Raw genomic sequence first — 25,106 nt, forward strand, 5'->3', positions numbered from 1 at the left:
TTCTCCGTCATGCCGGTGCCGTCGGTCCATGTGCCGCCGAGCTGCAGGGCCAGGCCGGGGCCGCTCGCCGCCGCCCAGTTCCACGTCATGCGGTAGATGGACCCACACCTGGTTGCGCGCCCGGGGGTCGAGGCCCGTGGTCGGCTCGTCCAGGAAGAGCAGGTCCGGCGTGACGATGATGCTGGCGGCGATGTCGATCCGCCGCCGCTCGCCGCCGGAGCAGGTCTTCACCGGCCGGTCCGCCACCTCCGACAGCTCGAAGGCGTCCACCAGGTCGTCGGCCCGCTGCCGCGCCGCGGCACCCCGGTGCCCGAGCAGCCGCCCCACCATCGCGAGGTTCTCCCTCCCGGTGAGGTCCTCGTCGATCGAGGTGGACTGGCCCGTGACGCTCACGCGCGACCGGACCGCGTCGGCCTCCCGGACCACGTCGTGGCCGAGCACCCTGGCCGTGCCCTCCGTCGGACGCAGCAGCGTCGTCAGGATCCGGAGGAACGTGGTCTTGCCGGCGCCGTTCGGCCCCAGCAGGCTGTGGACGATGCCGGTGGGGACGGCCAGGTCGACGCCGTCCACCGCCCGGGTCTCGCCGAAGGTCCTGACCAGCCCGGACGTCTCGACAGCGAGGGTCGAATTCGATCCCACGGTTGTGCCTCCCGTCGCCACCAGAAGATCGAGCTCATCCTAAAGCAGCAGCTTATATAAGTCAATGCCTAAGGACTGGGCCGTACGGCGCGCGCGTGCCGGGTGATCACTCTCTTGCTAACTTGAAAAAACCATAGTAGTGTCCGTTTTCATGGCTCATCTCGCCCGATCCGGGGAATCGTGATGCGACCACACCACATCCTTTTCGCCGTCACCGGCGGGTCCGGGCACATCCGCCCGACCTACGGCGTCCTCGACGAACTCTCCGCCCAGGGGCACCGGCTCAGTTTCGTGACCTCCGGCGACTACGCCGACGACCTCGCGGAGGTCGGGGCCCGGCAGATCCGACACCGGTCGATCTTCGAGGACGGCGTCGACCTGCCGGAGATCGTCGAGCAGGAGGACGCCGAGGCGCTGACGGTGAGCGCCTTCGTCAACGAGAACCTCGCGATGCTCCGGGCGGCGGAGAGCGCCCTGGACGACGATCCGCCGGACCTGGTCGTCTACGACATCTTCCCCCTGATCGCCGGGCGCCTGCTGGCCGCCAGGTGGCAGCGGCCGGCCGTCTGCATCAACGGAGGCTTCGCCTCGAACGAGCACTATTCGGTGTGGGAGGCGCTCAGCGCGGTGCACGGGCACCGGCCCATCGTCGAGACCGAGACCTTCCAGAGGATGTTGTCCGAGCTTCTGCCGGAATATCGCATCGACCGTTCCCCGACGGAGTTCTGGAACGCGATCGAGGATCTGAACGTCATCTTCCTGCCGCGGTCGTTCCAGGTGAAGAGCGACACTTTCGACGACCGTTTCGTCTTCGTCGGACCGAGCTTCTCGCAGGGGCGGCTGCGGCCGGGATGGCGCCCTCCCCGCGAGGACGCGAACGTGCTCCTCGTTTCCCTGGGCTCGACGTTCAACGGGCATCCGGAATTCTTCCGCAGTTGCGCGCAGGCGTTCGCGGGCACGCCGTGGCATGTCGTCCTGGTGACGGGCGACGGCACCGACCCTAAGGCGCTGGAGCCGTTGCCGCCCAACGTCGAGGTCCACCAGTACATCTCTTTCATGGAGGTCCTTCGCCACGCGAAGGCTTTCATCCTGCAGGGAACCGTCGGCGCGACCATGGAGGCCGTCCACTGGGGCTGCCCGATGCTCTTCTTCACCGAGTACGCGGTCGAGGCCAGGCCGTTCGCCGAGCGGTCCGTCGAGCTCGGCCTGGGCCATGTGCTCCGGCCCGAGCAGGTCGACGGCGGCGGCCTCGTCCCGGCGGTGGAGAACCTGGTCGCCGACGACGGCGTCCGCCGGCGGATCGCGCGGATGCGCGCGGAGGCCCGCGACGCCGGGGGCGCCGCCCGGGCCGCGGAGGCGATCGACTCGTACGCGCGGCGGGCCGGAACCCGGTCGGGCGGCGCGTTCGGCGCCGTCCGCTGACACGACGATGGCCGCCCCGTGCGGGGCGGCCGTGGCGAAGGGCGGAGGACCGATGGCGGTCGTGGTCACCGGCGGTTGTGGCTTCATCGGCAGCCACCTCGTGGAACGCCTCGCGCGCCAGGGCGAGGACGTCGTCGTCTACGACCCCGCGGCGCCGCCGCCCGACCTCGACTGCGGCGGGGCCTCCGTCCGCCACGTCAGGGCCGACATCCGCGACGAGCGGGCCCTCGCCGGCGCCATCGGCCCGGACGTGCACACCGTCTACCACCTCTGCGCGCTCGTCGGGGTCGACCAGTACCTCGACGACCCGCTCGAAGTGATCGACGTCGCGGTCTCCGGCACCCGCAACGTGCTGCGCGCGGCCTCAGCCGCCGGCGTGAAGGTCGTGGTCTCCAGCACCAGCGAGATCTACGGCAAGAATCCCGCCGTCCCCTGGTCGGAGGACGCGGACCGGGTGCTGGGCAGCGTCGCCGCCGACCGGTGGTCCTACTCGGCGAGCAAGGCCGTCGCCGAGCACATGGTCGTCGCCTACGCCCGCCACCGGGGCCTGCGCGCCTCGGTCGTGCGGTACTTCAACGTCTACGGGCCGCGGCAGCGCCCGGCGTACGTGATCAGCAAGACCGTCCACCGGGTGATGCGCGGGCTGCCCCCGCTGCTGTACGACGACGGCGCCCAGACGCGCTGCTTCACCTTCGTCGAGGACGCGGTGGACGCCACGCTGCGGGTCGGCGCCCGGGAGATCGCCGACGGCCAGTGCTTCAACGTCGGCAGCGACCGCGAGACCTCCGTGGCCGACGCCGTCCGGCTGGTGACCCGGCTGGGCGGGACGGAGTTCGCCCCGATCCGCGTGAGCACGGACTCGGCGCTCGGCAGCGCCTACGAGGACATTCCCCGGCGCGTCCCGGACGTCGGGAAGGCCAGGGAGATGCTCGGCTGGCGCGCCCGCACCCCGCTGCGGGCGGGCCTCGCAAGGACGATCGCCTGGGCGAGGGAGAGCCCGTGGTGGCTGGACGCCGTCGCGGGCGCGCCCCGGCGGGGGCTGGTACCCACAGGCGTCACGACGGCCGCGGACGGCCGGAAAGCGAGGGGACATGACATCGGGTGAGACGGCGGCGACGGCCGCGGGCACCGGCGCCCTGCCCGCTCCCGCCGCCTATATGTGCGGGCTGACCTGGGACGGCGCCCTGCTGTGGCATTCGGACCAGGACGCGGAGAAGATCTTCGCGATCGACCCGGCGACCGGCGGGGTGAGCAGGACGTTCGCCTGCGACAAGGTGCGGGCGGACCTGGCCTTCGACGGCGCCCGGCTGTGCCAGGTCGGCGGCCGCCCGAAGCGGATCGTCCTGATCGATCCCGAGGACGGCCGGATCACGGGGGAGAAGGAGGTGCTCCCCGCGAGCGGCAGGCTGACCGGAATCGAGCACGGGCCGGAGGGCATGTACATGTGCCTACGCGGTCCGACGGTGGTGCAGGTCCGCGACTACGACACCATGACCGTTCTGCGGGAGTTCCCGGCGGCGGGGGAGTCGCCCTCCGGGCTCACGTACGCCGACGGGGTGGTCGTCTACGGCGACTTCGACGACGCCGTGCTCCGCGCCATGGACCCGAAGACCGGGGAGCACCTGGGGGCCCTGCCCGTCCCGGGCCGCCCCACCGGGCTGACGTGGGACGGTCGCAGACTCTGGTACTGCGACTTCCCCGCGCGCGCGATCCGTCCTCTGGAACTGTCGGCGGTCCTCGCCGCCTGAGCGGGCCGGCGCGCGGACTCCCTACTTCGCCTTCTTCTTGCCCACCACTTCGCTGATCCAGATGGGCACGTACGGAGACGTGCAGTTCGGCGGAGTGGGGTAGTCCTTGAGCACCTCCAGGCGCTCGCCGATCTCGATCGCGCGGGCGCGGTGCTCCTCGTGCTTGATCCCGATGTTGCCCAGGCAGTCGTTCATCGCCCACTGCAGGCGGTCCGGGGCGCCCTTCATCTCCGCCTCGATGGTGTCGAGCAGCTTGCCGAGGTCGAGGCCGTCGGGCTTGCGCATCACGCGCTCGGTGGTCAGCGCCCAGCCGGCGCTCGCGATCACCGGATCCGCGTCGTCGAGCCACGCCAGGCGCAGGTCCTCGGAGTGCGGGCTCTTCTTCACCACGTAGTTCACGAGCCAGTCGTGCACCTTCGGGGTGCGCGCCTCGCGCAGCATGGCGTCGAGTTCGTCGCGCTCGAACTCCTTGGGGCGGCAGACCAGGGTCGCGAGCAGCCGCGCCGAACTGTCGCCGGTCTTCCAGAGCCCGCGCGCGAGGTCCTGCTGCGTCTTCAGCCGTTTCGCGAGCGCGCGCAGCTTGCTGAGGTTCACGCCGTGGTCGTCGCCGCGCTTCTCGTTCACCTCGCGCGCCTTGGGGTCCTCCAGCTCGGCCAGCTCGGCCATCACGTCGGCCACCGCGGTCCCGGCCATCCCAACCTCCTGTGCCTCGAATCGCGAGCGTCTGAGAATATCGGCATAGTTGACAATTGTCGCAATAACGAGCTTAACATGCGCCGTGTTTCCCTTCAACTCTCCCGGACCTCGTGGAGAGTGATTTCGTCTTCATTATGCGGACCAGTTGCTATGCGGTGAATCGCGGCGTATCTGCTGATCTAATGCCGTTTTCGGAACGGCGAGGCGGCCGAGGCGGCGCGTGCTCCCCGACCGCCGCGCCCGCCGGATGGGGCCGAACCGCGCACGCCGGCGGGTTCATTATCGTAGAGTCCGATATCGAATTGACCCATGCCGCCCACGGACTCGAAGGGGCCAGTGATGAGCGACGACGAGCCGGAGATCGCACCGATGTGGCCGGTCGGGACGAGCCGGGAGTACATCGACGCGCGGATCGAACTGGCGAAGGCCGAAAGGCGGCTGCGCGACCGGGTCGAGGAGGTCGCCGCCGCCCGGCGCCGGATGCCCCGGGGCGCCGAGCTCGGTGACTACACCTTCACCGAGGGGCCGGCGGATCTCGAGAAGGACGAGCCGACCGGTTCGGTGTCGCTGCGCGACCTGTTCGGCGACCGCGAGACCCTCGTCGTCTACCACCTCATGTTCCACCCCGACGACGAGGCGGCGTGTCCGATGTGCTCGATGTGGGTGGACGGCTTCAACGGCGTCGCCGCGCACCTGGCGCAGCACACCGCCTTCGCCGTCGTCGGCAAGGCGCCCCTGCCGAAGCTGCGCGCCTGGGCGCGGCGGAGAGGATGGGACGCCGTGCGCGTCCTGTCCAGCCACGGCACGTCGTTCAACGCCGACATGCACGCCGAGCGCCCGGACGGGGCGCAGCGGCCCATGATCAGCGTCCTGGTCCGCGAGGACGGGCGGGTCCACCACTTCTACACGCTTCCGGCCGACTTCCTCGACGGCGCCCAGCGCGGCATCGACCTGCTCTCCCCGGTGTGGAACGTGCTCGACCTGCTGCCCGGCGGCCGCGGCGACTGGTACGCCGGAAACGCCTACGCCGGGCGCGGCTGAGCCCCGGCGCGCCGCCGGTCGATCGGAACGCTCCCGGCCCCCGGGGGTCGACTCGGTATATATTTTCATAGTACCGAGCTGATCGGGGGTCCCGATGACGAGTCAGCCCGCGGCCGACGCCGGCGTCTTCCCCGTCCCGCGCGCGTGCCCGTTCGGCCTGCCGCCGGAGTACGAGCGGCTGCTGTCGGCGGGGCGCGCGGTCCGCGCCCGCATGGCCGGCGGGAACTCGGCCTGGCTGGTCGCGCGGCACGAGGACGCGCGGAAGGTCCTCAGCGATCCGAGGATGAGCGTCGACCGCCGCCGCGAGGGCTTCCCCCGGTTCGCCCCCGTCACCGAGGAGGAGCGGCAGGCGTCCTTCCGCGGCTTCCGGCCGCCGATGAACTGGATGGACCCGCCCGAGCACACCGCCGCCCGGCGGTCCGTCCGCGCCGAGTTCTCCCCCGCGCGGACGGAGGCGCTGCGCCCGCGCGTCCAGGAGATCGTCGACCGGCGGCTGGAGCTGATGGCGGCCGCCCCGCGCCCGGTCGACCTGGTGCGCGAGCTCGCGGTCCCGGTCCCGTCGCTGGTGATCTGCGAGCTTCTCGGGGTGCCCTACTCCGCGCACGGCCACTTCGAGGAGCGCACCGGGCGGATGTTCAGCCACGCCATCCCGGCCGCGGAGCGCACCCGGGCGGCGCACGAGATCCGGTCCCTGCTGGCCGAGCTGGTGGCGGACAAGGAGCGCGACCCGCCCGACGACCTCCTCGGCCGCCTCATCGTCCAGGGGCGCCGGGAGGGCGCGGCCGACCGCGAGGCGGTCGTGAGCATGGCGTTCGTGCTGCTCGTCGCCGGGCACTCCACCACCGCCGACATGATCGCGCTCGGCGCCCTGACCCTGCTGGAGCATCCCGACCAGCTCGCCTCGATGCTCGCCGACCCCGCCAGGACGCCGCTCGCCGTCGACGAGCTGCTGCGGTACCTGACGGTCGTCAACGCCTCGACCGCGCGCACGGCGCTGGCCGACGTCGAGGTCGGCGGCGTCACGGTGCGGGCGGGGGAGGGCGTGGTGGTGCTGGGCCCGGCCGCCAACCGCGATCCGGAGGTGTTCGAGCGGCCGGACGAGTTCGACGTCGGGCGCGGCGGCGGGCGGCACCTGGCGTTCGGCGCCGGCCGGCACCGGTGCCTCGGGCACCGCCTCGCGCGGATGGAGCTGCAGGTCGTGTTCGACGCCCTCTTCCGGCGCCTGCCGGGCCTGCGGCTGGCGGTCCCGTTCGGCGCGCTGTCGTTCAAGGAGAAGGCGAACATCTACGGGGTGCGCGAGCTCCCGGTCACCTGGTGAGCGGCCACCGCCTCCGTACCGCCGCGGATATTGAACGAGCGAAGATCGTAGTTTAAGTTCATATAGTGAAGTCCGCGTGCCGCGGCTCCCGATCCCGGGTGCCGTCCGGTCCCGTCGCGGACGGGGGCACCGGGTAGAAGGGATCTTCCGGATATGCGCGTGATGTTCTGTTCTCACCCAGGTCTCGGACACTTCTTCCCGCTCGTCCACCTCGCCTGGGCGTTCCGTACGGCGGGCCACGAGGTGATCGCCACGCTCGCGGGGCCCACCGAGGGCGCGGCGGGCTCCGGTGTGGAGATCGTCGACGCCGCGCCCGGCTTCAGCATGGAGGCCGTCAACGAGCGGCTGGCCCGCGAGCACCCCGAGTTCGTCCGGACGGTCGCGACCAAGCCGGCGATCAACCTCGACGAGTGGGGGCCCGGGTTCGCCGCGATCAACCGTCCCCTGATCGACGGCATGGTGGCGCTGGCCGACGACTGGGGCCCGGACCTGGTGGTCTACGACCAGGGCACCACCGCCGGCCTGTTCGCGGCGGCCCGCGCCGGGGCGCCCGCCGTGCAGCGGAACGTGAGCGCCTGGCGCACCCGGGGCATGCACGAGGCCGCCGAGGCCTACCTGCCCGACGTCTGCGAGCGGTACGGCGTGTCCATCTCCAAGCCGGCCGTCACCATCGAGGAGTTCCCGCCCAGCATGCTGGCCGGCGAGCAGCCCGAGGGATGGTTCATGCGCTGGCTGCCGCACAGCGGAGGATCGGTCGTCGGAGACCGGCTGCCCCAGCCCTCCGGGCGGCCGCGGATCGCCGTGAGCATGGGGACGGTCGAGCTCCAGATGCTGGGCACCGGGACCATGCGCACGATCATCGACGCGGCCTCGGGCGTCGACGCGGAGTTCGTGCTGGCGCTCGGCGGGGTCGACATCGGCTCGCTCGGCCCGCTGCCGGACAACGTCAGCTCCGTCGGCTGGATCCCGCTGCACTTCCTGCTGGGCACGTGCACCGCCATCGTCCACCACGGCGGCGGGGGGACGGCCCTGACCGCGATCGACGCCGGCATCCCGCAGCTCATCACGCCCGACCCCAGGGACCTGTTCCAGCACACGACCCTGGAGGCGGTGCGGAAGCGGGGCATCGGGTTCGTGAGCGAACGCGAGGACGTCGACGCCGACCTGCTGACCCGGCTGATGACCGACGAGGGCGTGCGCGCCGCCACCGCGGAGGTTCAGCGGGAGATGGCGACGCTGCCCACCCCCGCCGCCACCGCCCAGCGCATCATCGAGCACCTGTTCTGAGGCCCGGAGGGTTCGCGGGTTCCAGGTCCGCGCGGAGGTCGGACGGCAGCAGCGGCTCGTCGAGAAGCCTCTGGTAGCGCTCGACGAGGGACGTCCGGCCCGTTTCGGCGCCGAGCCACGCGCCCACCAGCCGCGGGCCCTCGATGTACGTCACCGAGTAGGCGCGCCAGAGCGGGTCGGTGAGGAACCGCGTCATCCGCCGGGCGTGGTCCGGAGGCACCAGGAGCCATCGTTCCAGATAGCCGGTGACCTCGTCGGCGTCGGCTCCGCGGTCGTGGAGCATGATGGCCGCGTCCTGGCGGGCGGGCATCAGCAGCCGGATCAGCCGCAGGATCTCCTCCACCAGCTCGCCCTCGACCCGGACGCCCTCGCCGGCCAGGATGTCGGCGGTCCAGCGGCCCCAGCCCGGGCCCGGCACCGCCGCGTCGGCCATCTCCGCGGTCCCCTCGGCCATCAGGCACTGCGGGGTGTTGACCAGCGAGATCAGGTGCTCGTCGTGGCCGGCGCCGCCGACCAGACCGGCCTCCTTGCGGCAGTGCTCGGTGTGGTGCCCAGGGTAGGCCTCGTGGATCGCCAGCAGCGGCAGGGCGGCGACGGTGCGGCCCGCCTCCGCGTTGAGCTCCACCCTGGAGCGGAAACCGCCGAGGTAGCGGTTGAAGGCGTTCCAGGGCTTGTCGTGCACGACCACGTACTCGACGCTCTCCTGCTCCGGCAGGCCGAACACCGTGCGGGTCATGGCGCGCAGCTCGCCGGACACCGCCTGGACGGCCCGAGCCAGCCGGTCCGGGGGGACGGCGTTGCGCTCGTAGAACGCCGCGGTCCGGGCACGCAGGTCCCCGGAGCCGGGCAGCAGCGCGCCGATCGCGTCGTGGATCTCCGCGTAGCGGTCGGGGTCGCCGGGTTCGATGTCGACCTCGAAGTACGTCCGGACCTCGTCCCGGAACGGGATCTCCTCCCCGGCCATCCGGCGGGCCGCGCAGTTCAGCGCGGCGAGCTGCGCGGACAGGAACCGGCGCCGCGGCTCGGCGAGGCCGCTGTCCGGGAGCGCGGCCAGCAGCCGGGCCGACCGGGCGGCCAGCCCGGACGCGTCGGGCCTGGGCTCGGCGTCCACCCGGCGGGCCAGCTCCGGGTCGCCGTACCAGGAGTCGACGAACCCGTCGGCGAGCCGGCCGAACCGCAGCCCGAGGCTGAGGTACTCGGTCACCACCTCTTCACGCATACCGCGCTCCCTGGATCGCCGCCGTGCGGTCCGCCGCCGTCATCCCGCGGGGGTGCCCGGCGGGTCGTCCGGCGGGTCGAGCCAGACGCCGGCGAGGTCGTAGGCGTGGCCGAACGCCGGCATCGGGACCGCGCCCCGCACCCGCGGGCCGCGCAGGCCCGGGACGGCCGGCCGCTGGAACAGGACGGGCACGACCGCGGCGTCCTCCAGCACCGTCCGCTCGGCCTGGTTCCAGGCCGCGGTCGACCGCGCCGGCTCCTCGATCGTGGCGAGTGCCCGCTCGATCAGGCGGTCGACCTCCGGACGGCGGTAGCGGCCGCGGTTCGCGGCGTTGCGGGAGTCGCCCGACTGGAACATCGGCTGCAGGAAGACCCGGCCGTTGGCGGGGTACCAGTCCGGCGACCACGACGCGGCCGCGAGGTCCCACGCGCCCGCCGCCGCGCGCCGCGGATCCCCGAGAAGGGCGTCCCGGGCGTCGTGGTCGAGCGCCACCAGCCGGACGGTGACGCCGGCCTTCTCCAGGTCGGCGGCGTACGACCGCGCGACCGCGGCGTCCAGGCCGGTGTCGAGATGGACGGCGGTGAGCGCCAGGCCGCTGCCGTGGCCCGCCTCGGCGAGCAGCGCCCGGCACCTGGCCGCGTCCCCCCGGCTCCCGGGGGTCGCGTAGAGGTCGAGCTCCTGGTGCGCGTCGTTGCCCGGCGGCACGACGGAGCCGGCGATCCGCACCAGCGCACCGCTGCCGGACCGCCGGTACAGGTCGGCGATCGCCGCCTTGTCGATCGCGTACGAGAGCGCCCGGCGCACCCGGACGTCGGCCAGCGCGCCGCCCGCGCTGGGGCTCTCGACGTTGAAGACGAGGTACGGGTCGAGGGAGAGGCCGAGGCCGTCGCCCGGATCGCCCGGCTCGGCGTCGTGCAGCTCGGCGACCCGCACGCCCCAGGGCAGGTCGGCCGCGCCCGACGCGATCCGCGCGGCGACGTGTTCGGGCTCCGCGTTCCCGACCGTGATCTCGATGGCGTCCAGGTGCCGGCGCCGGAGCGGATCGGACTCCTGCCGCCAGGCGGGGTTGGGTTCGAGCCGCAGCTCGCGGCCCGGAACCAGACGGACCGGCCGGTACGGCCCGTTGCTCCGGAGGTTGCGGTGCAGTTCCGGGCTGCCGGGCACGAACGCGTCGTACTCGACCGGGGCGGGCGACGCGCACGGCAGGGCCATGATGGCGGCGAAGTCGATGGCCGGCCGCATGAGCTCGATGACCAGCGACTCGTCGTCCAGGACGAGCACGCCGGGGATGTCGTGGGAGTTCTGGAAGGCGGCCAGTTCCTCGGCGGTCGGGTCGTCGCGGCGGATCGCCGCGGCGTAGTCCTCGCAGTACCGCGCCATGCCCCTGATCGTGCTGGTGAAGTAGGGCAGGGCGGCGGGCCTCGTGAGCGGGTTGGCCAGCCGCTTCAGCCCGCGCACGACGTCGTGCGCCGTGACCTCCCGGGCGGGCGCGGTGTCCCAGAACACGCCGCGGCGCAGGTGGATCACGTAGTTCGTGTGCCGCGCGCCCATCCCGGTGTTGTAGGTGGACGGGACGTCGGTCGCGAGGTCGGGCGCGGGGGCGATGGCCCGCCAGTCGCGCAGGTCCGGCGCGGGGACGTAGCCGAACAGCTGCCGGGCGAACAGCCTGACGACCTGGTCGGCGGGCGCCTGGTGGGAGGCCGAGGGGTCGAGGCGGTGGACGGGGGCCGGGCCGTGGAGGCGGAGCGTCCCGCCGGGCCGCGGCAGGTCCTCGCTCCAGCGGGCGTCCGCGCGCTGCTCGGACACGGTCATGACATCTCCTCGCCGAGGCGGGCCATGATGCCGATGGCCCGGTCGATCTCCTCGCGGGTGTTGAACAGGTGGGTGCAGACCCGCGCCGCGTAGTGCTGGTGCGGCGAGCCCGGGACGTCGAACTCGGTCCAGCGGATCCAGATGCGGTGCTCCCGCTCCAGCCGGTCGGTGAACGCGGTGAACTTCTTGATGTTCCAGGCGGCCTCGGGGTCGCGGAACGGGTTGAAGGCGATGAGCGGGGACTTCAGCAGCGGGTCCTCGCCGGGAGAGAAGATCGACTCCTTGCCGAAGGCCTCCACGAGGCGCCCCCGGGCGTGGTCGCCGAGCTCCATCGCCCGCTTCTCGATGCGGTCCCGGCCGATCTCGTCCCAGATCTCGCAGGCCCGCGCCAGCGCGGCGCCGCGGGCGATGCTGGCGCTGCCGGCGCTCTGGACGTACAGGGCGGTGTCGTCGCTCTCGACCGACGTCCTCGTCCGCGGCGGGGGACTGCCGATCATCGGGTACCAGGTGGAGATCACCGGCCAGAACGTCGGCAGCGGAAGCGGGTTGTACTCCGGGAAGACCTTGTTGCGGAGGTAGAGGATGCCGGTGCCCAGCGGGCCGCACTGGAACTTCGACCCCGAGCACGCGATGAAGTCGGCGCCGAGCGCCCGCATGTCGAGGTTCACGAGGCCGGGCAGCAGCGCGCCGTCGATCACGGTGGTCAGGCCGTGCCGCTGCGCCAGCTCGCACAGCCTGCGCATCGGCATCATCGTGCCGGTGAACAGGGTGATCCCGGCGAACGCGAGCACCTTGGTGCGGGGGGTGATGGCCGCCTCGAAGAGATCGACGATCTCGTCGGCCGTGACGCCGTAGCCGGTCGGCATGGTCAGCGTCTTGATCGTCAGGCCGTACCGGTTCCGGACGAGGTTGAAGTTCGAGAGCACCGAGTAGCACTCGTGGCTCGTGGTGACCACCTCGTCGCCCTCGTGGAGGTCGAGCCCCTGGATGATCCGGGCGACGCCCTCGGTGGCGTTGTGGCAGATCACGATCTCGTCCTGGTCGACGCCGAACGCCCGGCCGATGAGGGCGCGGTGCTCGTAGTAGCCGGACGGCTTGTAGACGTCGGCGAGCCCGCCGGTCCACTCGCGGGTGACCCGGTCCATCGTGTCGAGCACCTCGTACGGCATCGCGCCGACGGTGCCGGTGTTGAGGTGGATGGTGGTCGGATCGAGGGCGAACATCTCGCGGATGCTCTCCCATGGCGCGTCGCGGAGCCGCCGCGGCGATCCGCCGTTCGCCGTCCCGGCCGGGTCCGGGACGCTGCGCTCGCCGGGCTTCACGGACTGTGTCACGAGTGACCCCCTCCACGTGCGGATGACCAGTCGCCCTCACAATACAATATGTTTTTGAAGTTACTCGGCCAATGGGCCCCGGATGAGGGCATTCCGTCCGCCGTCCCCGGAGCCCGCGCCGGGCTTCGTCCGGGTGGGCGATGGCTGCCGTGGGCAGAGGTGGGTGCAAGGATCGAGAGGTGCCGGGGAGGGCGGCCGGCCTGGTCGAGGGGAGCCGGGAGAGGCGCGAGCGAGGGGATGGCGTCGCTATTGTGCTTTAAGAAACGATGGTAATCTCCGGCGTGGGACAGGTGGGGCGCCGGCCGCGGCGGCGGGGCCCGGTGACGCGCAGGGAGGGTGATCGGTGTGGAGCCTCGTTACGGCGGTACTCTCCGCTACTTCGGACCGGGCGGAATGGACCATGTCGATCCGGCCTGCGCCTATTACGCCTTTTCGCATCAGATCATCAGGCTGTTCGCCCGGCAGTTGTTCGGCTATCCGACGGCCGTGGACGAGAGCGCCCTGACCCCGGTCCCCGATGTCGCCGCGGAGGCGCCGACGGTCGCCAACGGCGGGATGAGCCCGGACGGGTTCGTGTACCGGATCCGCCTGCGCCCGGGCGTCATGTGGGACACCGACCCGCCGCGCGAGGTGACCGCGGAGGACTTCGTGCGCGGCTTCAAGCGGATGTGCAACCCGGTGGCCGGGGCGGGGGCGATCGCCTACTACACGAGCACGATCAGGGGGATGGCCGAGTTCGCCGAGGGCTACCGGCGGGAGTTCGCCGGACGGACCCCGTCGGCCGCCGACCTGGCCGGTTACCAGAACGCGCACGAGATCGCCGGGTTGCGGGCCGACGGCGACCGCACCCTGGTCGTCGAGCTCGTCCGCCCCGCCAACGACCTGCTGAACCTGCTGTCGATGATGTTCGCGTCCGCCGCGCCGCGCGAGTATGACCAGTTCATCCCGGACAGTGATGAGTTCATCGCCAACATCCGCTCCAACGGCCCGTACCGCCTCACCGGCTACGAGAACGGCCGCTTCCTGACGATGGAGCGGAACCCGGTGTGGCGGCAGGACACCGACCCGCTGCGGCACCAGTACGTCGACGGCCTGGACGTGCGGATGGCGCGCGTCGACGACGACCGGGTGCGGGAGGCGATCCGGAGCGGGGAGGCCGACCTCTCGTGGGGCGCGCCGGTCATCAGCGAGGACCGCCGCCCCCCGGACGCGGACCGGCATCTCGGATACGCGATGAACCCGTACCTGGTGTTCAACATGAAGAGCCCGAACGAGGGCGGGGCGCTGCGCGACGTCAGGGTGCGCAGAGCCGTCGCGTACGCCGTCGACAAGGCCTCCATGGTCAGGCTGCTCGACGACATGGACCTCGGGACGGTGACCCAGACGGCGCACACGGCGATCCCTCCGGGCAACTTCGGGCACCGCGAGTACGACCGCTATCCCACGCCGGGCGACCACGGCGATCCGGCGAAGGCGCGGGCGCTGCTCGCCGAGGCCGGGTACCCCGACGGCCTCACCCTCAGGGCCCTCTACCGCGCCGACGCCCCCCACGCCGACATCGCCCGGTACTACGCCGCCGACCTGGAGAAGGCCGGGTTCACGGTCGAACTGCGGTTGATCAGCCAGCCCGACGAGTACTACCGGTTCCTGCAGAACCCGGCCATGGCCGAGGCCGGCGAGTGGGACATCACGGCGGCCGCGTGGACGCCCGACTGGTTCGGCAACAACGGCCGTGCCTACGTCCAGCCGATGTTCCAGTCCAACTTCGCCGCCGGCACCAGCAACTACGGCGGCTACCGCAACCCCGAGGTCGACCGCCTCATCGAGGAGGCCCTGTCGGAACAGGACCCGGCGCGGGCGGAGGAGCTGTGGCACCGGATCGACCGGCAGGTCATCGAGGACGTCGCGATCGTGCCCGTCCTGGCGTGCGAGCCGACCATCCCCCACATGACCAGCGCGCGCGTGCGCAACGGCCTGCCGCTGCCGCAGGTGGACCGCTGGCTCGACGCGGCCTGCATCTGGCTGGACCCGCCCGACTGACGAGGGGGGCGGTCAGCGCGGCACGCCCTCGGCGATCGACATGACCGAGGCGGTGGGCACGACGCGGGCGAGGCGCAGGCCGGCGGCCTCGAACAGCGGGTGCAGTTCCGCCTCGGTGCGCTCCCGCCCGGTGCGCGCCGCGAGCATCATGAAGTCCATCGGCTTGCTCTGGTGGGCCTCGTTGCCGGCCGGGACGATCGCGTCGACGGCGAGGACCCGCCCGTCGGGCTTCATCGCCCGGCGGCAGTTGCGCAGGATCGCCACGCACTTCTCGTCGTCCCAGTTGTGCAGGATCCGCTTGATCAGGTAGACGTCGCCGGTGGGGACGGAGGCGAAGAAGTCCCCGTCGGTGATCTGCCAGCGGCCGGCGATGTCGTCGCCGCCCAGCAGGTGGTGGCCGAGCACGTGCTCCTCCCGGTCGAGCAGGACGCCGTGCAGCCCCGGGTTCTCGCGCAGCACGGCGCGGAGGAACCCGCCCTTCCCGCCGCCGACGTCGACGACCGTGCCCGTCGAGGGGAACGCGTAGCTCCCGGCGACGAGGGCGTTCTCGGCCTCGGAGACCGTCGCCATGCCGTCGTAGAAGAGCGCCTCGGTGTCGGGGTTCTCCGCGAAGTAGCCGCCGATCGTCGTGCCGAAGAGCTGCTCGAACGTCGTCGCCTCGTCCCGGGCGACGGTCGCGGCCTCGTGGGCGACGGACCAGAACATCCGGTCGGTGAACATCAGGATCCCCGCGCGGGCGGACATCGGCGCGCCGGCGCGCAGCGCGTCGCCCCTCGCGGTCAGCCGGAACCGCCCCGGCTCGTCCTCGTGGACCACGTCCCGCGCCGCGAGCAGGCGCAGGATCCGGTACAGCGCGCCCTGCCCCGTCCCGGTGGCGGCGGCGAGCTCGGCCGTCGTGCGCGGGCCTTCGGCCAGGTGGTCGGCCACGCCGAGTTCGGCCGCCGCGCGCAGCGCGGCCGAGTAGGTGAACCCCATCGCCTCCTCGAACAGGAAGAGCGCGGACTGCTGCGCGTCCATCGGCCTCTGCTCCCTTCCGACGGCAGCCCGCCGTGGTCCGTCCTCGCCAGAGAGTTACTCTATGAATATAAAGTAACTTGGGTCGCGTGCAACGGGGGTGGATCAAGGTTGACGCCAGGAGACGCACCGATGGGCTACGGAGCGGCGCACGCCGAACTCTACGATCCCGTGTTCCTCAGCCGCGGGAAGGACTTCGAGGCGGAGGCCGAGGGGCTGAACCGCCTGGTCCGGTCCAGGCTGCCGGGAGCGCGGTCCCTGCTCGACGTCGCGTGCGGCACCGGAGCCCATCTGGAGAACCTCGCCAAGCACTTCGACCACGTGGAAGGACTCGACCACTCGCCCGCCATGCGGGAGGTCGCGCGGGGGCGGCTGCCCGGCGTCGCGGTGCATCCCGGCGACATGCGGGACTTCGAGCTCCACCGGACCTTCGACGTCGTGACCTGCATGGGCAGCGGCCTCGCCGAAGCCGACTCGCCCGAGCAGATGGCCGGCTCGGTCGCCAGGATGTCGGCGCACCTCGCTCCGGGCGGGGTCCTCATCGTCGAGCCGTGGTACTTCCCTGACAACTTCCTCGACGGGCACGCCGCCGGGCATCTGTTCCGGGAGGACGGGCGGGTGGTCTCGCGGATGACGCACTCGGCGAGGCACGGGGACAAGAGCCGGGTGGAGATCCGGTTCATGATCGTGGACTCGTCCGGGTTCCGGGAGTTCACCGAGGTGGTCGTGAAATACCTGCTCCCCAAGGAGCGGTACGAGGCCGCCTTCGAGCGGGCCGGCTGCTCCGTCGAGTTCGTGCCCGGCTTCTCGCTGGCCGACGGCCGCCCGAACAGCCCCGGCCTCTTCGTCGGAGTCCGCGTGGGGGAAGCGGCCGAACCCGTCCGTCATGCTTGACTTTCATATAGTTAACGCTTGATGCTACCGCCATGCGGAGCGCAGCGGCCCACCGAATCGCCCTTGTCAACGTCGCCAACCACGGCAGCGTGCTTCCCACCCTTCCCGTGGTGTCGGAGCTGGTCCGGCGCGGCCACGACGTCGGTTACGTGACGTCGCCGGAGTACGCCGGGATGGTCGAGCGGGCCGGCGCGACGGCGATCCCCTACGCGTCGGGGGCCTCCGGCGCGGCCGAGGCGTTCGCGGACGACGACCCCGCCCGGCCGCACCTGCTGTACCTCGCGGAGAACGAGGCGATCCTGCGGGCGGCGCACGCGCACTACGGCGAGGACGCGCCGGACCTGGTGCTGTACGGGGAGGTGCCGATCATCGCCGGCCAGGCGCTGGCGGCCGTCTGGAAGCGCCCCGCGTGCCGGATCAACCCGGGCTTCGCCTCCAACCACGTCTACTCCTACTCGCGGGAGATGATCGAGGAGACCGGCGGCGTCGACGAGCGCACGCGGGACGTCGTCGACGCGCGGCTGGCCGATCTCCTCGCCGGGTTCGGCCTGCGGGACCGGGCGGGGGAGTTCGCCGAACGCGTCGAGGACCTCAACCTGGTCCTCATCCCGCGCGAGTTCCAGATCGCGCAGGACGCCTTCGACGAGCGGTTCGCGTTCGTCGGGCGCTCGGCGGCGCGAGAGGACCGGCCCGGCACGTGGCGGCCCCCGGAGGACGGCTCGCCGGTGGTGCTGATCTCGCTGGGGACGACCTTCAACGACCATCCCGACTTCTACCGGCAGTGCGCGGAGGCGTTCGCGGGCACGCCCTGGCACGTGGTGATGGCCCTGGGGGACCGGGTCGGGGCGGGCGATCTCGGCCCGCTGCCCCCGAACGTCGAGGCGCACCGCTGGGTCTCCCTTCCCGCCGTGCTCGAACACGCGCGCCTGCTCGTCACCCACGGGGGCATCGGAGCCGTGATGGACGCGCTGACCGCGGGGCGGCCCATGGTCGTCGTGCCGTTCACGTTCGACGTCAAGCCGATGGCCCGGCGGGTGGGCGAGCTCGGGCTCGGGACGGTGGTCCCCGCGGCGGAGTTCACCGGCGCGCGGCTGCGCGAGGCGGTGGAGGACCTGGCGGGCGACCGGGCCGCGCTGGAGCGGGTGCTCCGCATGCGCGAGCACGCGGCCCGGGCCGGCGGCGCCGCCCGCGCCGCCGACGTGCTCGAGGCCTATCTCGCACGGGAGCGTTGACCGGGACGAAGGCCGCACCTTAACTTTAAAATTAGGTACTAAATACGGCCGGGCGCCGTCCCGAAGAGAGGGAGTCCGCGATGATTCCGCTGTTCAAGGTCGCGATGGCGCCGGACGCGCTCGGCCGGATCTCCGAGGTGCTCGACAGCGGCCGCCTGGAGCACGGACCCAAGGTGGCCGAGTTCGAGAAGGCCCTGGCGCTGCGCCTCGGCAACCCGCGCGTCCTCGCGGTCAACTGCGGCACCTCCGGTCTCCACCTCGCGCTCAGCATGGTGGCCGACCCCGACCGGTTCCCCGCGACGGCCCAGCCCTCCGGCGGTGCCGGCGGGCCGGGCGAGGTGCTGAGCACGCCGCTGACCTTCGAGGCGACGAACTGGCCGATCCTGGCCCACGGGCTGCGCGTGCGCTGGGTCGACGTCGATCCGGGCACGCTGACGATCGACCTGGACGACCTCGCCGCGAAGATCTCACCGGCCACCCGCGCGATCGTCGTCGTCCACTGGCTGGGCTACCCGGTGGACCTGAACCGGCTGCGCGAGATCGTCGACCGGGCCGAGGAGGCCCACGGGTTCCGCCCCGTGGTGATCGAGGACTGCGCGCAGGCGTGGGGCGCGACCTACCGGGGGGCGCCGCTCGGCAACCACGGGAACGTCTGCGTGTACAGCTTCGGCGCCATCAAGATCCTCACTGCCGGGAGCGGGGGGCTGATCGTGCTCCCCGACGACGACCTGCACCGGCGGGCCCGGCTGCGCCGCTGGCTCGGCATCGAGCGGCAGGCCGACCGGGTGCACGGCGACTACGACGTCGCCGAGTGGGGCTACCGCTTCCCGATGAACGACATCTCCGCCGCGATCGGGCTGTCCAATCTGGAGATCGTCGACGGGCTGCTCGCGCGGACGCGCCGGAACGCCGCCTTCTACGACAAGGAGCTGTCGGGGATCGCGGGCGTCGAGCACACCGAGCGGGCCGACGACCGGGAGCCCTCGTTCTGGGCGTACCCGCTGAAGGTGGCGGACCGCACGTCCTTCATGCGGAAGATGGCCGACGCCGGGATCATGACGAGCGTCATCTCCCGGCGCAACGACGCCCACAGCTGCGTCGCCGCGGCCCGGGAGGAGCTGCCGGGCCTGGACGGCGTGCACGACCGCGTGGTCTACGTTCCCGTCGGCTGGTGGCTGTCGGAGGAGGAGCGCGCCCACATCGCGGACACGATCAGGTCGGGCTGGTGACCGCCGCGGCCGCGGCGGTCCGGGCCGGGCGGGAGGCCTAGCCTCCCGCCAGCGGCGGAATGATCTCGACGCGGCTGCCGGGCGCCAGCTCGACGTCGTCCGGCGGCGTCGTGCGGGGCACCTGCTCGCCGTCGACGAGGAACAGGTGGTAGGGCAGCAGGTCGCCGGCGGGGGAGTAGAGCCGGTAGCCGGCCTCCGGGTGCGAGCGCACGAACGTCCGCAGGAGCTCGCTCAGGTTGGCCGCGGGCAGCTCCGAGCGCACCTTGCCGGAGGTCACGTTGTGCCAGCTGCCGGGGACGATGAGGTGGGGCATGGGGCATCCTCACAGGTCGCGGACGCATCGGAAACCACTGGCGAAGCAGGCCCATCCGGTGGGGTCGCCGTGCAGGCGCTCGCTGGTGCGGGCCTGGAAGCGCAGGTTCATCCACGAGCCGCCGCGGATGACGCGGAACCGGCCCATCACGCTCAGCAGCGACTCGTCGCAGTCGGGGGACGGGCCGTAGAGCCGGCTCGGCGAGGCCGTCCACTCGTAGACGTTGCCCGCCATGTCCGCCACCCCGTAGGGGCTGTCGCCGTGCGGGCTGAAACTGCCGACCGGGGTGGTCAGGGGGATCGGGCCCTGGTCGTTCTGGAGCTCCTTCCACCACGCGCGCCATTCGGCGGCGCTGCGGGCGGCGTCGCCCAGCCGCAGTTCGGTGGTGTTGGTCCACTCGCGGGACCACTCGTCGCCCCACGGCCACAGCCGGTACCCGGGGCCGCGCGCGGCCAGTTCCCACTCCGCCTCCGTCGGCAGCCGTGCGCCCGCCCACGCGGCGAAGGCCTCGGCGTCCTCGACCGCGATGTGGACGGCGGGGTGATCGTCCGGCGGGACGTACCCGGAGTCCCGCCCCGCCGGACGGCGCCAGGACGCGCCGGGCGTGCTCTGCCAGTAGTCGGCGCCGTAGACCAGGCTCCAGCCGCGGCGCTCGGCGACCGTCCGGTACCCGGTGGCCTCCACGAAGGCCGCGTACCGGCCGGAGGTGACCGGGTGGCGGTCGATCAGGAACGGCGCGACCTCCACGAGCGTCTGCGGGGTCTCGTCGCGGAACCAGGGCGTGGGGAAGGGCTGGTCCTGTTCGGCCAGCCAGTCGAGCACCCACTCGGGCGATCCGAGCCGGAAGGACGCTCCCTCGATGAGGACCGCCTCCCCGGCCGAAGCCCCGCCGCGCAACGCCGCCTCGTGGTCTGCCACAGCGCCATCCCGTAGATCAGGGTTCTCGTCGAGCAGAAACTATATAAACATATAGCACTTGGGCGCCGCTCGCGTCACGGCTCACCGCCCGATCCCGCGGTAGCCGAACCCGAGGTCGCGGAGCCGCTGGATCGTCTCCGCCGGATAGTGCATGCGCCCGTCGAAGACCAGGCACGGCATCGCGACCAGCCGCCGCAGCCTCTCCAGGTCGATGCCGTGGAACCCCCGGTGCCCGGCGAGGAAGGCGACGGAGTCGGCGCCCTCGACCGCCTGGTCGAGGTCGTCGGCGGGGGAGCCGCCCACCTCCGCCCGGATCCGCTCCCGGTCGGCGAGGGGGTCGAAGACCCGGACCTCCGCGCCGGCCGCCTGGAGGGCCCGGACCACCCCCCTCGCCGGGGTGTTGCGCAGGTCGCCGGTGTCGTTCTTGAAGGCGGCGCCGAGGACGGCGATCCTCGCCGACGCCAGGTCCTTGCCCAATTTGGCCAGGCCGTCCCTGATGACCTCGTAGGCGTATTCGGGCATGGCGTCGTTGACGTGCCGCGCCGTCTCCACCGTCCGCAGCCGGACGCCCCGGTCGCGGGCGGTGCGCCAGGTCATCCAGGGGTCCTTGGTCAGGCACGGCCCGCCGACGCCCGTGCCGGGCCTCAGGATGTTGACCCGCCCGTCCCCCTTCGGGAGCGAGTTCGCAGCGGCGATCACCTCCATCACGTCGACCTCGAACAGCGCGCAGAACCGGGCGAGCTCGTTGGCCATCGCGACGTTCGCGTCGATCCACCAGTTGCCGGCCAGTTTGACGATCTCGGCGATGTCGGCCGTGGGCACGATCCGGACGGGCACGCCCAGCGCCGCCTTCCAGAACCGCGCCGCCGCCGCCGTGACGCCGGGGCCGCACCCGCCGACGACGACCGCCAGTTCGCGCAGCTGGGCCAGCGCGTCCCCCTCGGCCAGCCGCTCCGGGCAGTAGGCGAGTCCGAAGTCCCGGCCCTCGGCCAGGCCGCCGCTCTCCAGCAGCGGAACGACCAGCGTGCGCGTGGTCCCGGGGGCGACGGTGCTCTTCAGGATGACCAGCTGGCCGGCGCGCAGGCGGGGCGCGAGCTGCCGGCACGCCTCCTCCAGTTGCGCGGTCACCAGGGCGCCGTTCCCGTCGACGGGCGTGCCGACCGTGATGAGCACGACGTCGGCGTCCGCCAGGACGTCGTAGTCGGTCGTGCACGCCAGCCGCCCGCTCGCGACCAGCGGGGCCAGCGCCTCGGCGAGTCCGGGCTCGGGGATCGCGCACCGGCCGGCCCGCAGCCCGGCGATCATCGGCGCGTCGCTGTCGACGCCGACGACGGTCATGCCGCGCTCGGCGAGCGCCGTCCCGAGGCACGTGCCGATGTAGCCGAACCCCAGGATCGCGATCCGCGGGCTCGGAGAATCTGACAAGAATTCCATGGCCGCCTTCCTCGCCGTTCTCCGCGCCTTCGGCGCTGCCGGGCATAGTTACAATATATTACTGAAGTGATGATGTCCCGGGCTGGCCTGCGGGAGCACCGGTCCGCACGGGCACCGACTGCCTGTTCTCCGGGGCGCTTCCGGATGCGGTCGTTGGAGTCGTCCGATCACTTGCTATATGATAGTTAAGTGAGTGACCTCGCGCTCGTGACCTCCGGAACGGGAGATGGTGACCGAGGAACGCCCCGCCGGCGTCGACCTGTCCTCGCTGGCACAGCGCCATGCCGACCAGTGGGCCCCCGCGGGCGGGCGCGGCCCCTCGATCGCCCGGCTGGCCCGGACCGCCGTCCGGCTGGACGAGGACTACTGCCGGGCCGTGGCGGCGTACTACGACCGCGCGCCGCTGCGCGGCGGCGACGCGGAGCTGCGCCGGCGCTACGACCAGTTGAAGCGCCAGAACCTCCGGCAGTTCCGGTCGATCGTCGAGGCGGGCATCGAGATCGCCCCGTGGCTCGGAGAGGGGCAGCCGTACAGGGGATCACGAGACCTGCGCGAGAGCGTGCACCGGACCGGGCGGCTCCACGTCTACCTGACCAGCGCGGGCCACGGGCCGTCGCCGGCCGCCGGCGACCACCCGCTGTCCGGGCCGTCGGGCATCGTGGTCGACGGGGTGGAGTTCTGCCACAACGACCTGTTCCGGGCCGTGCACGACATCTTCGGGCACGTGATGCTCGGCAACGGGTTCGGCCCCAAGGGCGAGTTCCTCGCGGCCTTCTGCCACATGCACACGTACTCGCGGGACGTGCATCCGATCCTGTTCACCGAGCAGATCGGTCAGATCTGCTGGTTCTTCTACGGCCCGCACCTCCTGGACGGCGCGGGCAGGCTGCCGGGACCCGGCGAACCCGGCCACGTGCCGCCGGCCCGCCGCCCGTACCCGGAGCAGAAGGTCTTCGCGTTCCCGGTGCGATTCCTCGACGCGTTCACGAGCCTTTTCCAGCTTGAGAGGAGTCCGGATGACTGACCTGATGCCGCAAGCGGGGGGACCTCCCGTACGGTTCGCGGACCAGGATCTCCTTCCCAGATCCATCAGGGACGACTTCCCGATCCTGGCGACCGCGCAGGGCGGCGGCGGGCCGCTGGTCTACCTGGACAACGCCGCGACGGCGCAGAAGCCGCGGGCGGTCCTCGACGCGATCGTCGACTACTACTCGACGGCGAACAGCAACGTGGGCCGCGGGTACTACCGGCTGAGCATGGCCTCCACCGACCGCTACGAGGAGGCGCGCGAGACCGTGCGGCAGGCGCTCGGCGCCGAGCACGCCGACGAGATCGTGTTCACCCGGGGCACCACGGACGCGGTGAACATGATCGCGGACGGCTTCGGCGCCGGGCTCGTCGGCCGGGGGGACCAGGTCGTCGTCACCGGCATGGAGCACAACTCCAACCTGCTGCCGTGGCGGCGGCTCTGCGAGCGGGCGGGGGCGGAGCTGGTCGTGGCCCCCGTGGACGAGCGGGGCGCCGTCGACGCCGCGGCCTTCGCCGCCGTCCTCGGGCCCCGCGTCCGGATCGCCGCCGTCGCCCACGTGTCCAACGTGCTGGGCACCGTCAACCCAGTGCGCGCGATGATCGCCGAGGCGCACCGGCGCGGTGTCCCGGTCGTCGTGGACGGAGCCCAGGCGGTGCCGCACGCGCCGGTGGACGTGCGCGGTCTCGACGCCGACTTCTACTGCTTCTCGGGGCACAAGGCCTACGGCCCGATGGGCACCGGGGTGCTGTACGGCAGGCGGGAGCTGCTCGCGGAGCTGCCGCCGTACCAGGTCGGCGGGGGGACGGTGAAGGGGGTGAGCCACACCGAGCCCGTCCGCTACGTCCCCGTGCCCGCCCGGTTCGAGGCGGGCACCCCGAACGTCGCGGGAGCCGTCGGCCTGGCCGCCGCGCTCCGGTATCTCCGCGATCTCGGCTGGGACGCCGTGCGGCGGCATGACGAGGCCCTGGTGCGGTACGCGGTCGAGTCGCTGCGGCGGATCGACGGCGTGCGGGTCGTCGGCGACCCGGCCGCGGCCCCGAGCGGGATCGTGTCCTTCGTCGTCGACGGCATCCACCCCTACGACGTCGGCGGGCATCTGGACCGCCACGGTGTGGCCGTGCGGAGCGGCGTGCACTGCGCCAGCACCTTCCTGGACGAGATGGGCCTGCTCGGGACCGTGCGGATGTCGTTCGCCGTCTACAACACCGTCGACGAGATCGACGTCGTGGCCGGCGCCCTGCGCTCGGTGCGGCCGGGCACCTGGACCGCCGACCACCCGACCACGCGTTTCCTGTGACATGCGCTTCGACACAAGGCTGGTCCACCTCGGCCAGGAATCCGACGGCGTCACCGGGGACGTGGTGCCGCCCGTCCATGTCGCGGCCACGTTCGAGCGGCGGGTCCAGGACCCGTTGCGCTACTTCTACTCGCGCGGCGAGAACCCGACGCGGGAGGCCCTCGAACGCTGCCTCGCCGGCCTGGAGGACGCGCGCTTCGCCCTCGCCTTCGCCTCCGGGCAGGCGGCGGGGACCACGGCGCTGTCCCTGCTGCGCGCCGGCCGGAGGCTGATCGCCTCGGACGACGTGTACGGCGGCACCCGGTCGCTGTTCGCGCTGCTCGGCCGGCACGGCATCGCCGTGGACCACGTCGACCTCACCGACGCGCGCGCGCTCGACGCGGCGCTCGGCGACGACGTGGACATGATCTGGGTGGAGGCGCCGACCAACCCGCTCCTGAAGGTCGCCGACCTCGCGGTGGTGTGCGAGCGGGCCCGGCGGGCCGGCGCCCGCGTGGTGGTGGACAACACCCTCGCCGGCCCGGCGCTGCAGCGGCCGCTGCGGTTCGGCGCCGACATCACCCTGTACAGCACCACCAAGTCGATCGCCGGCCACTCCGACGTCATCGGCGGCGCCCTGGTCTACGACGACGAGGACCTGCACCGCGAGCTGTCGTCCCACCGCACCACCACGGGGAGCGTGCCCGGCGGCTTCGACTGCTTCCTGGTGCACCGCGGGCTCAAGACGCTCTCGCTGCGCACGGCCCGGCAGGTCGCCAACGCGGAGGAGATCGCCGCCGCGCTGCGCGGGTGCGCGCGGGTGGGCGCCGTCCACTATCCGGGGCTGCCCGAGCATCCGCAGCACGAGGTGGCGGCCCGGCAGATGTCGGCGCCCGGGTCGATCCTGAGCTTCGAGTACCTCGGCGAGCCGGAGAAGCTCCTGGACCGGGTGCGGCTGTACGCGTGCGCGGTCAGCCTCGGCGGCGTGCGCTCGCTCATCGAGTGCCCCGCCATGATGACGCACGCCTCCGTCCCCCGCGAGGTCCGGGGGCGGCTGGGCGTCTCGGACAACCTCATTCGGGTGTCGGCGGGCATCGAGGACCCCGCCGACCTGGTGCGGGACCTGATGGACGCGCTCTGAACTGCGGAGGGACGGCCTCGATGCGCTCATCGCCGAGGCCCGCACGCTCGCCGACGCGAGGGATCCGCT

The 25,106-nt window shown here is 72.2% G+C and carries 22 protein-coding genes; 13 read left to right on the top strand and 9 right to left on the bottom strand.

Features of this window, described 5'->3' with window-relative positions; all coding sequences use genetic code 11:
- On the bottom strand, positions 1–639 hold a 639-nt coding region (locus AB0C69_RS13340), incomplete at its 3' end, for an ATP-binding cassette domain-containing protein (protein WP_360353222.1).
- Positions 640–822: 183 nt separating this feature from the next.
- Between AB0C69_RS13340 and AB0C69_RS13345 the strand changes: the two genes are divergently transcribed.
- Genes AB0C69_RS13345 through AB0C69_RS13355 form a run of 3 tightly spaced genes read left to right on the top strand, consistent with a single transcriptional unit; the run spans position 823 to position 3,809 of the window.
- The gene (locus AB0C69_RS13345) at positions 823–2,061 is read left to right on the top strand and encodes a macrolide family glycosyltransferase (RefSeq protein ID WP_360353224.1); all 1,239 of its coding nucleotides are present in this window, start codon (positions 823–825) and stop codon (positions 2,059–2,061) included.
- 52 nt (positions 2,062–2,113) lie between these two features.
- The gene (locus AB0C69_RS13350) at positions 2,114–3,166 is read left to right on the top strand and encodes an NAD-dependent epimerase/dehydratase family protein (RefSeq protein ID WP_360353226.1); all 1,053 of its coding nucleotides are present in this window, start codon (positions 2,114–2,116) and stop codon (positions 3,164–3,166) included.
- Positions 3,153–3,809 (top strand): hypothetical protein, encoded by a 657-nt coding sequence (locus AB0C69_RS13355; RefSeq protein WP_345182079.1) that lies wholly within the window; start codon positions 3,153–3,155, stop codon positions 3,807–3,809. The genes AB0C69_RS13350 and AB0C69_RS13355 overlap by 14 nt, the downstream gene beginning before the upstream one ends.
- Positions 3,810–3,830: 21 nt before the next feature.
- Here the strand turns inward: AB0C69_RS13355 and AB0C69_RS13360 are convergent, their stop codons facing one another.
- On the bottom strand, positions 3,831–4,502 hold the full coding sequence (locus AB0C69_RS13360) for a DNA alkylation repair protein (RefSeq protein ID WP_345182081.1): 672 nt from the start codon (positions 4,500–4,502) through the stop codon (positions 3,831–3,833).
- Positions 4,503–4,844: 342 nt separating this feature from the next.
- Between AB0C69_RS13360 and AB0C69_RS13365 the strand changes: the two genes are divergently transcribed.
- The 3 genes from AB0C69_RS13365 (at position 4,845) to AB0C69_RS13375 (ending at position 8,151) form a co-directional block, all read left to right on the top strand.
- A complete protein-coding gene (locus AB0C69_RS13365) occupies positions 4,845–5,546 on the top strand; it encodes a DUF899 family protein (RefSeq protein ID WP_345182083.1) in 702 nt (233 codons plus the stop codon).
- A gap of 94 nt (positions 5,547–5,640) precedes the next feature.
- Positions 5,641–6,864 (top strand): cytochrome P450, encoded by a 1,224-nt coding sequence (locus tag AB0C69_RS13370; protein ID WP_360353229.1) that lies wholly within the window; start codon positions 5,641–5,643, stop codon positions 6,862–6,864.
- Between the two features lie 162 nt (positions 6,865–7,026).
- Positions 7,027–8,151, top strand: a complete 1,125-nt coding sequence (locus AB0C69_RS13375; RefSeq protein WP_360353231.1) for a nucleotide disphospho-sugar-binding domain-containing protein — start codon at positions 7,027–7,029, stop codon at positions 8,149–8,151.
- On the opposite strand, the gene AB0C69_RS13380 is transcribed toward AB0C69_RS13375, so the two are convergent.
- From AB0C69_RS13380 to AB0C69_RS13390, 3 genes are read right to left on the bottom strand one after another with little or no spacing between them, the layout of a single operon-like run.
- Positions 8,132–9,370: a DUF885 domain-containing protein gene (locus AB0C69_RS13380; RefSeq protein WP_360353233.1), complete on the bottom strand. Its 1,239-nt coding sequence runs from the start codon at positions 9,368–9,370 to the stop codon at positions 8,132–8,134. The two genes, AB0C69_RS13375 and AB0C69_RS13380, sit on opposite strands and share 20 nt — an antisense overlap.
- Positions 9,371–9,409: 39 nt before the next feature.
- The gene (locus AB0C69_RS13385; protein WP_360353235.1) at positions 9,410–11,182 is read right to left on the bottom strand and encodes an ABC transporter substrate-binding protein; all 1,773 of its coding nucleotides are present in this window, start codon (positions 11,180–11,182) and stop codon (positions 9,410–9,412) included.
- Complete coding sequence (locus AB0C69_RS13390; RefSeq protein WP_345182095.1) at positions 11,179–12,516, bottom strand: aminotransferase class V-fold PLP-dependent enzyme; 1,338 nt, start codon at positions 12,514–12,516, stop codon at positions 11,179–11,181. Before AB0C69_RS13390 ends, AB0C69_RS13385 begins: the two co-directional genes overlap by 4 nt.
- 486 nt (positions 12,517–13,002) lie before the next feature.
- Here AB0C69_RS13390 and AB0C69_RS13395 point away from each other — a divergent pair, with 486 nt between their 5' ends.
- Positions 13,003–14,556, top strand: a complete 1,554-nt coding sequence (locus AB0C69_RS13395; RefSeq protein WP_360353238.1) for an ABC transporter substrate-binding protein — start codon at positions 13,003–13,005, stop codon at positions 14,554–14,556.
- Positions 14,557–14,568: 12 nt separating this feature from the next.
- Here the strand turns inward: AB0C69_RS13395 and AB0C69_RS13400 are convergent, their stop codons facing one another.
- Entirely contained in the window at positions 14,569–15,573 is a 1,005-nt protein-coding gene (locus AB0C69_RS13400; RefSeq protein ID WP_360353240.1) for a methyltransferase, read from the bottom strand.
- Between the two features lie 129 nt (positions 15,574–15,702).
- On the opposite strand from AB0C69_RS13400, the gene AB0C69_RS13405 reads away from it, so the two are divergent.
- From AB0C69_RS13405 to AB0C69_RS13415, 3 genes are all read left to right on the top strand, one after another.
- Complete coding sequence (locus AB0C69_RS13405; RefSeq protein WP_360353242.1) at positions 15,703–16,464, top strand: class I SAM-dependent methyltransferase; 762 nt, start codon at positions 15,703–15,705, stop codon at positions 16,462–16,464.
- A gap of 32 nt (positions 16,465–16,496) precedes the next feature.
- On the top strand, positions 16,497–17,696 hold the full coding sequence (locus AB0C69_RS13410) for a macrolide family glycosyltransferase (protein WP_360353244.1): 1,200 nt from the start codon (positions 16,497–16,499) through the stop codon (positions 17,694–17,696).
- An 80-nt stretch (positions 17,697–17,776) separates the two neighbouring features.
- A complete protein-coding gene (locus AB0C69_RS13415) occupies positions 17,777–18,925 on the top strand; it encodes a DegT/DnrJ/EryC1/StrS family aminotransferase (RefSeq protein WP_345182106.1) in 1,149 nt (382 codons plus the stop codon).
- Positions 18,926–18,962: 37 nt separating this feature from the next.
- Here the strand turns inward: AB0C69_RS13415 and AB0C69_RS13420 are convergent, their stop codons facing one another.
- From AB0C69_RS13420 to AB0C69_RS13430, 3 genes are all read right to left on the bottom strand, one after another.
- The gene (locus AB0C69_RS13420) at positions 18,963–19,238 is read right to left on the bottom strand and encodes a MoaD/ThiS family protein (RefSeq protein ID WP_345182108.1); all 276 of its coding nucleotides are present in this window, start codon (positions 19,236–19,238) and stop codon (positions 18,963–18,965) included.
- A 9-nt stretch (positions 19,239–19,247) separates the two neighbouring features.
- Positions 19,248–20,156 carry an SUMF1/EgtB/PvdO family nonheme iron enzyme gene (locus AB0C69_RS13425; protein ID WP_360353246.1) on the bottom strand — a complete coding sequence of 303 codons (909 nt, stop codon included), beginning with the start codon at positions 20,154–20,156 and terminating at the stop codon, positions 19,248–19,250.
- A gap of 81 nt (positions 20,157–20,237) precedes the next feature.
- The gene (locus AB0C69_RS13430; RefSeq protein WP_345182112.1) at positions 20,238–21,590 is read right to left on the bottom strand and encodes a nucleotide sugar dehydrogenase; all 1,353 of its coding nucleotides are present in this window, start codon (positions 21,588–21,590) and stop codon (positions 20,238–20,240) included.
- Between the two features lie 226 nt (positions 21,591–21,816).
- Here AB0C69_RS13430 and AB0C69_RS13435 point away from each other — a divergent pair, with 226 nt between their 5' ends.
- From AB0C69_RS13435 to AB0C69_RS13445, 3 genes are read left to right on the top strand one after another with little or no spacing between them, the layout of a single operon-like run.
- A complete protein-coding gene (locus AB0C69_RS13435) occupies positions 21,817–22,614 on the top strand; it encodes a crotonobetainyl-CoA--carnitine CoA-transferase (protein WP_360353249.1) in 798 nt (265 codons plus the stop codon).
- Complete coding sequence (locus tag AB0C69_RS13440) at positions 22,607–23,917, top strand: SufS family cysteine desulfurase (RefSeq protein ID WP_353832325.1); 1,311 nt, start codon at positions 22,607–22,609, stop codon at positions 23,915–23,917. The genes AB0C69_RS13435 and AB0C69_RS13440 overlap by 8 nt, the downstream gene beginning before the upstream one ends.
- Position 23,918: 1 nt before the next feature.
- Positions 23,919–25,037 carry a PLP-dependent aspartate aminotransferase family protein gene (locus AB0C69_RS13445; RefSeq protein WP_345182118.1) on the top strand — a complete coding sequence of 373 codons (1,119 nt, stop codon included), beginning with the start codon at positions 23,919–23,921 and terminating at the stop codon, positions 25,035–25,037.
- Positions 25,038–25,106: the final 69 nt, after the last annotated feature.

It is taken from the genome of Actinomadura sp. NPDC048032 (assembly GCF_040653175.1).
Classification (GTDB): domain Bacteria; phylum Actinomycetota; class Actinomycetes; order Streptosporangiales; family Streptosporangiaceae; genus Spirillospora; species Spirillospora verrucosospora.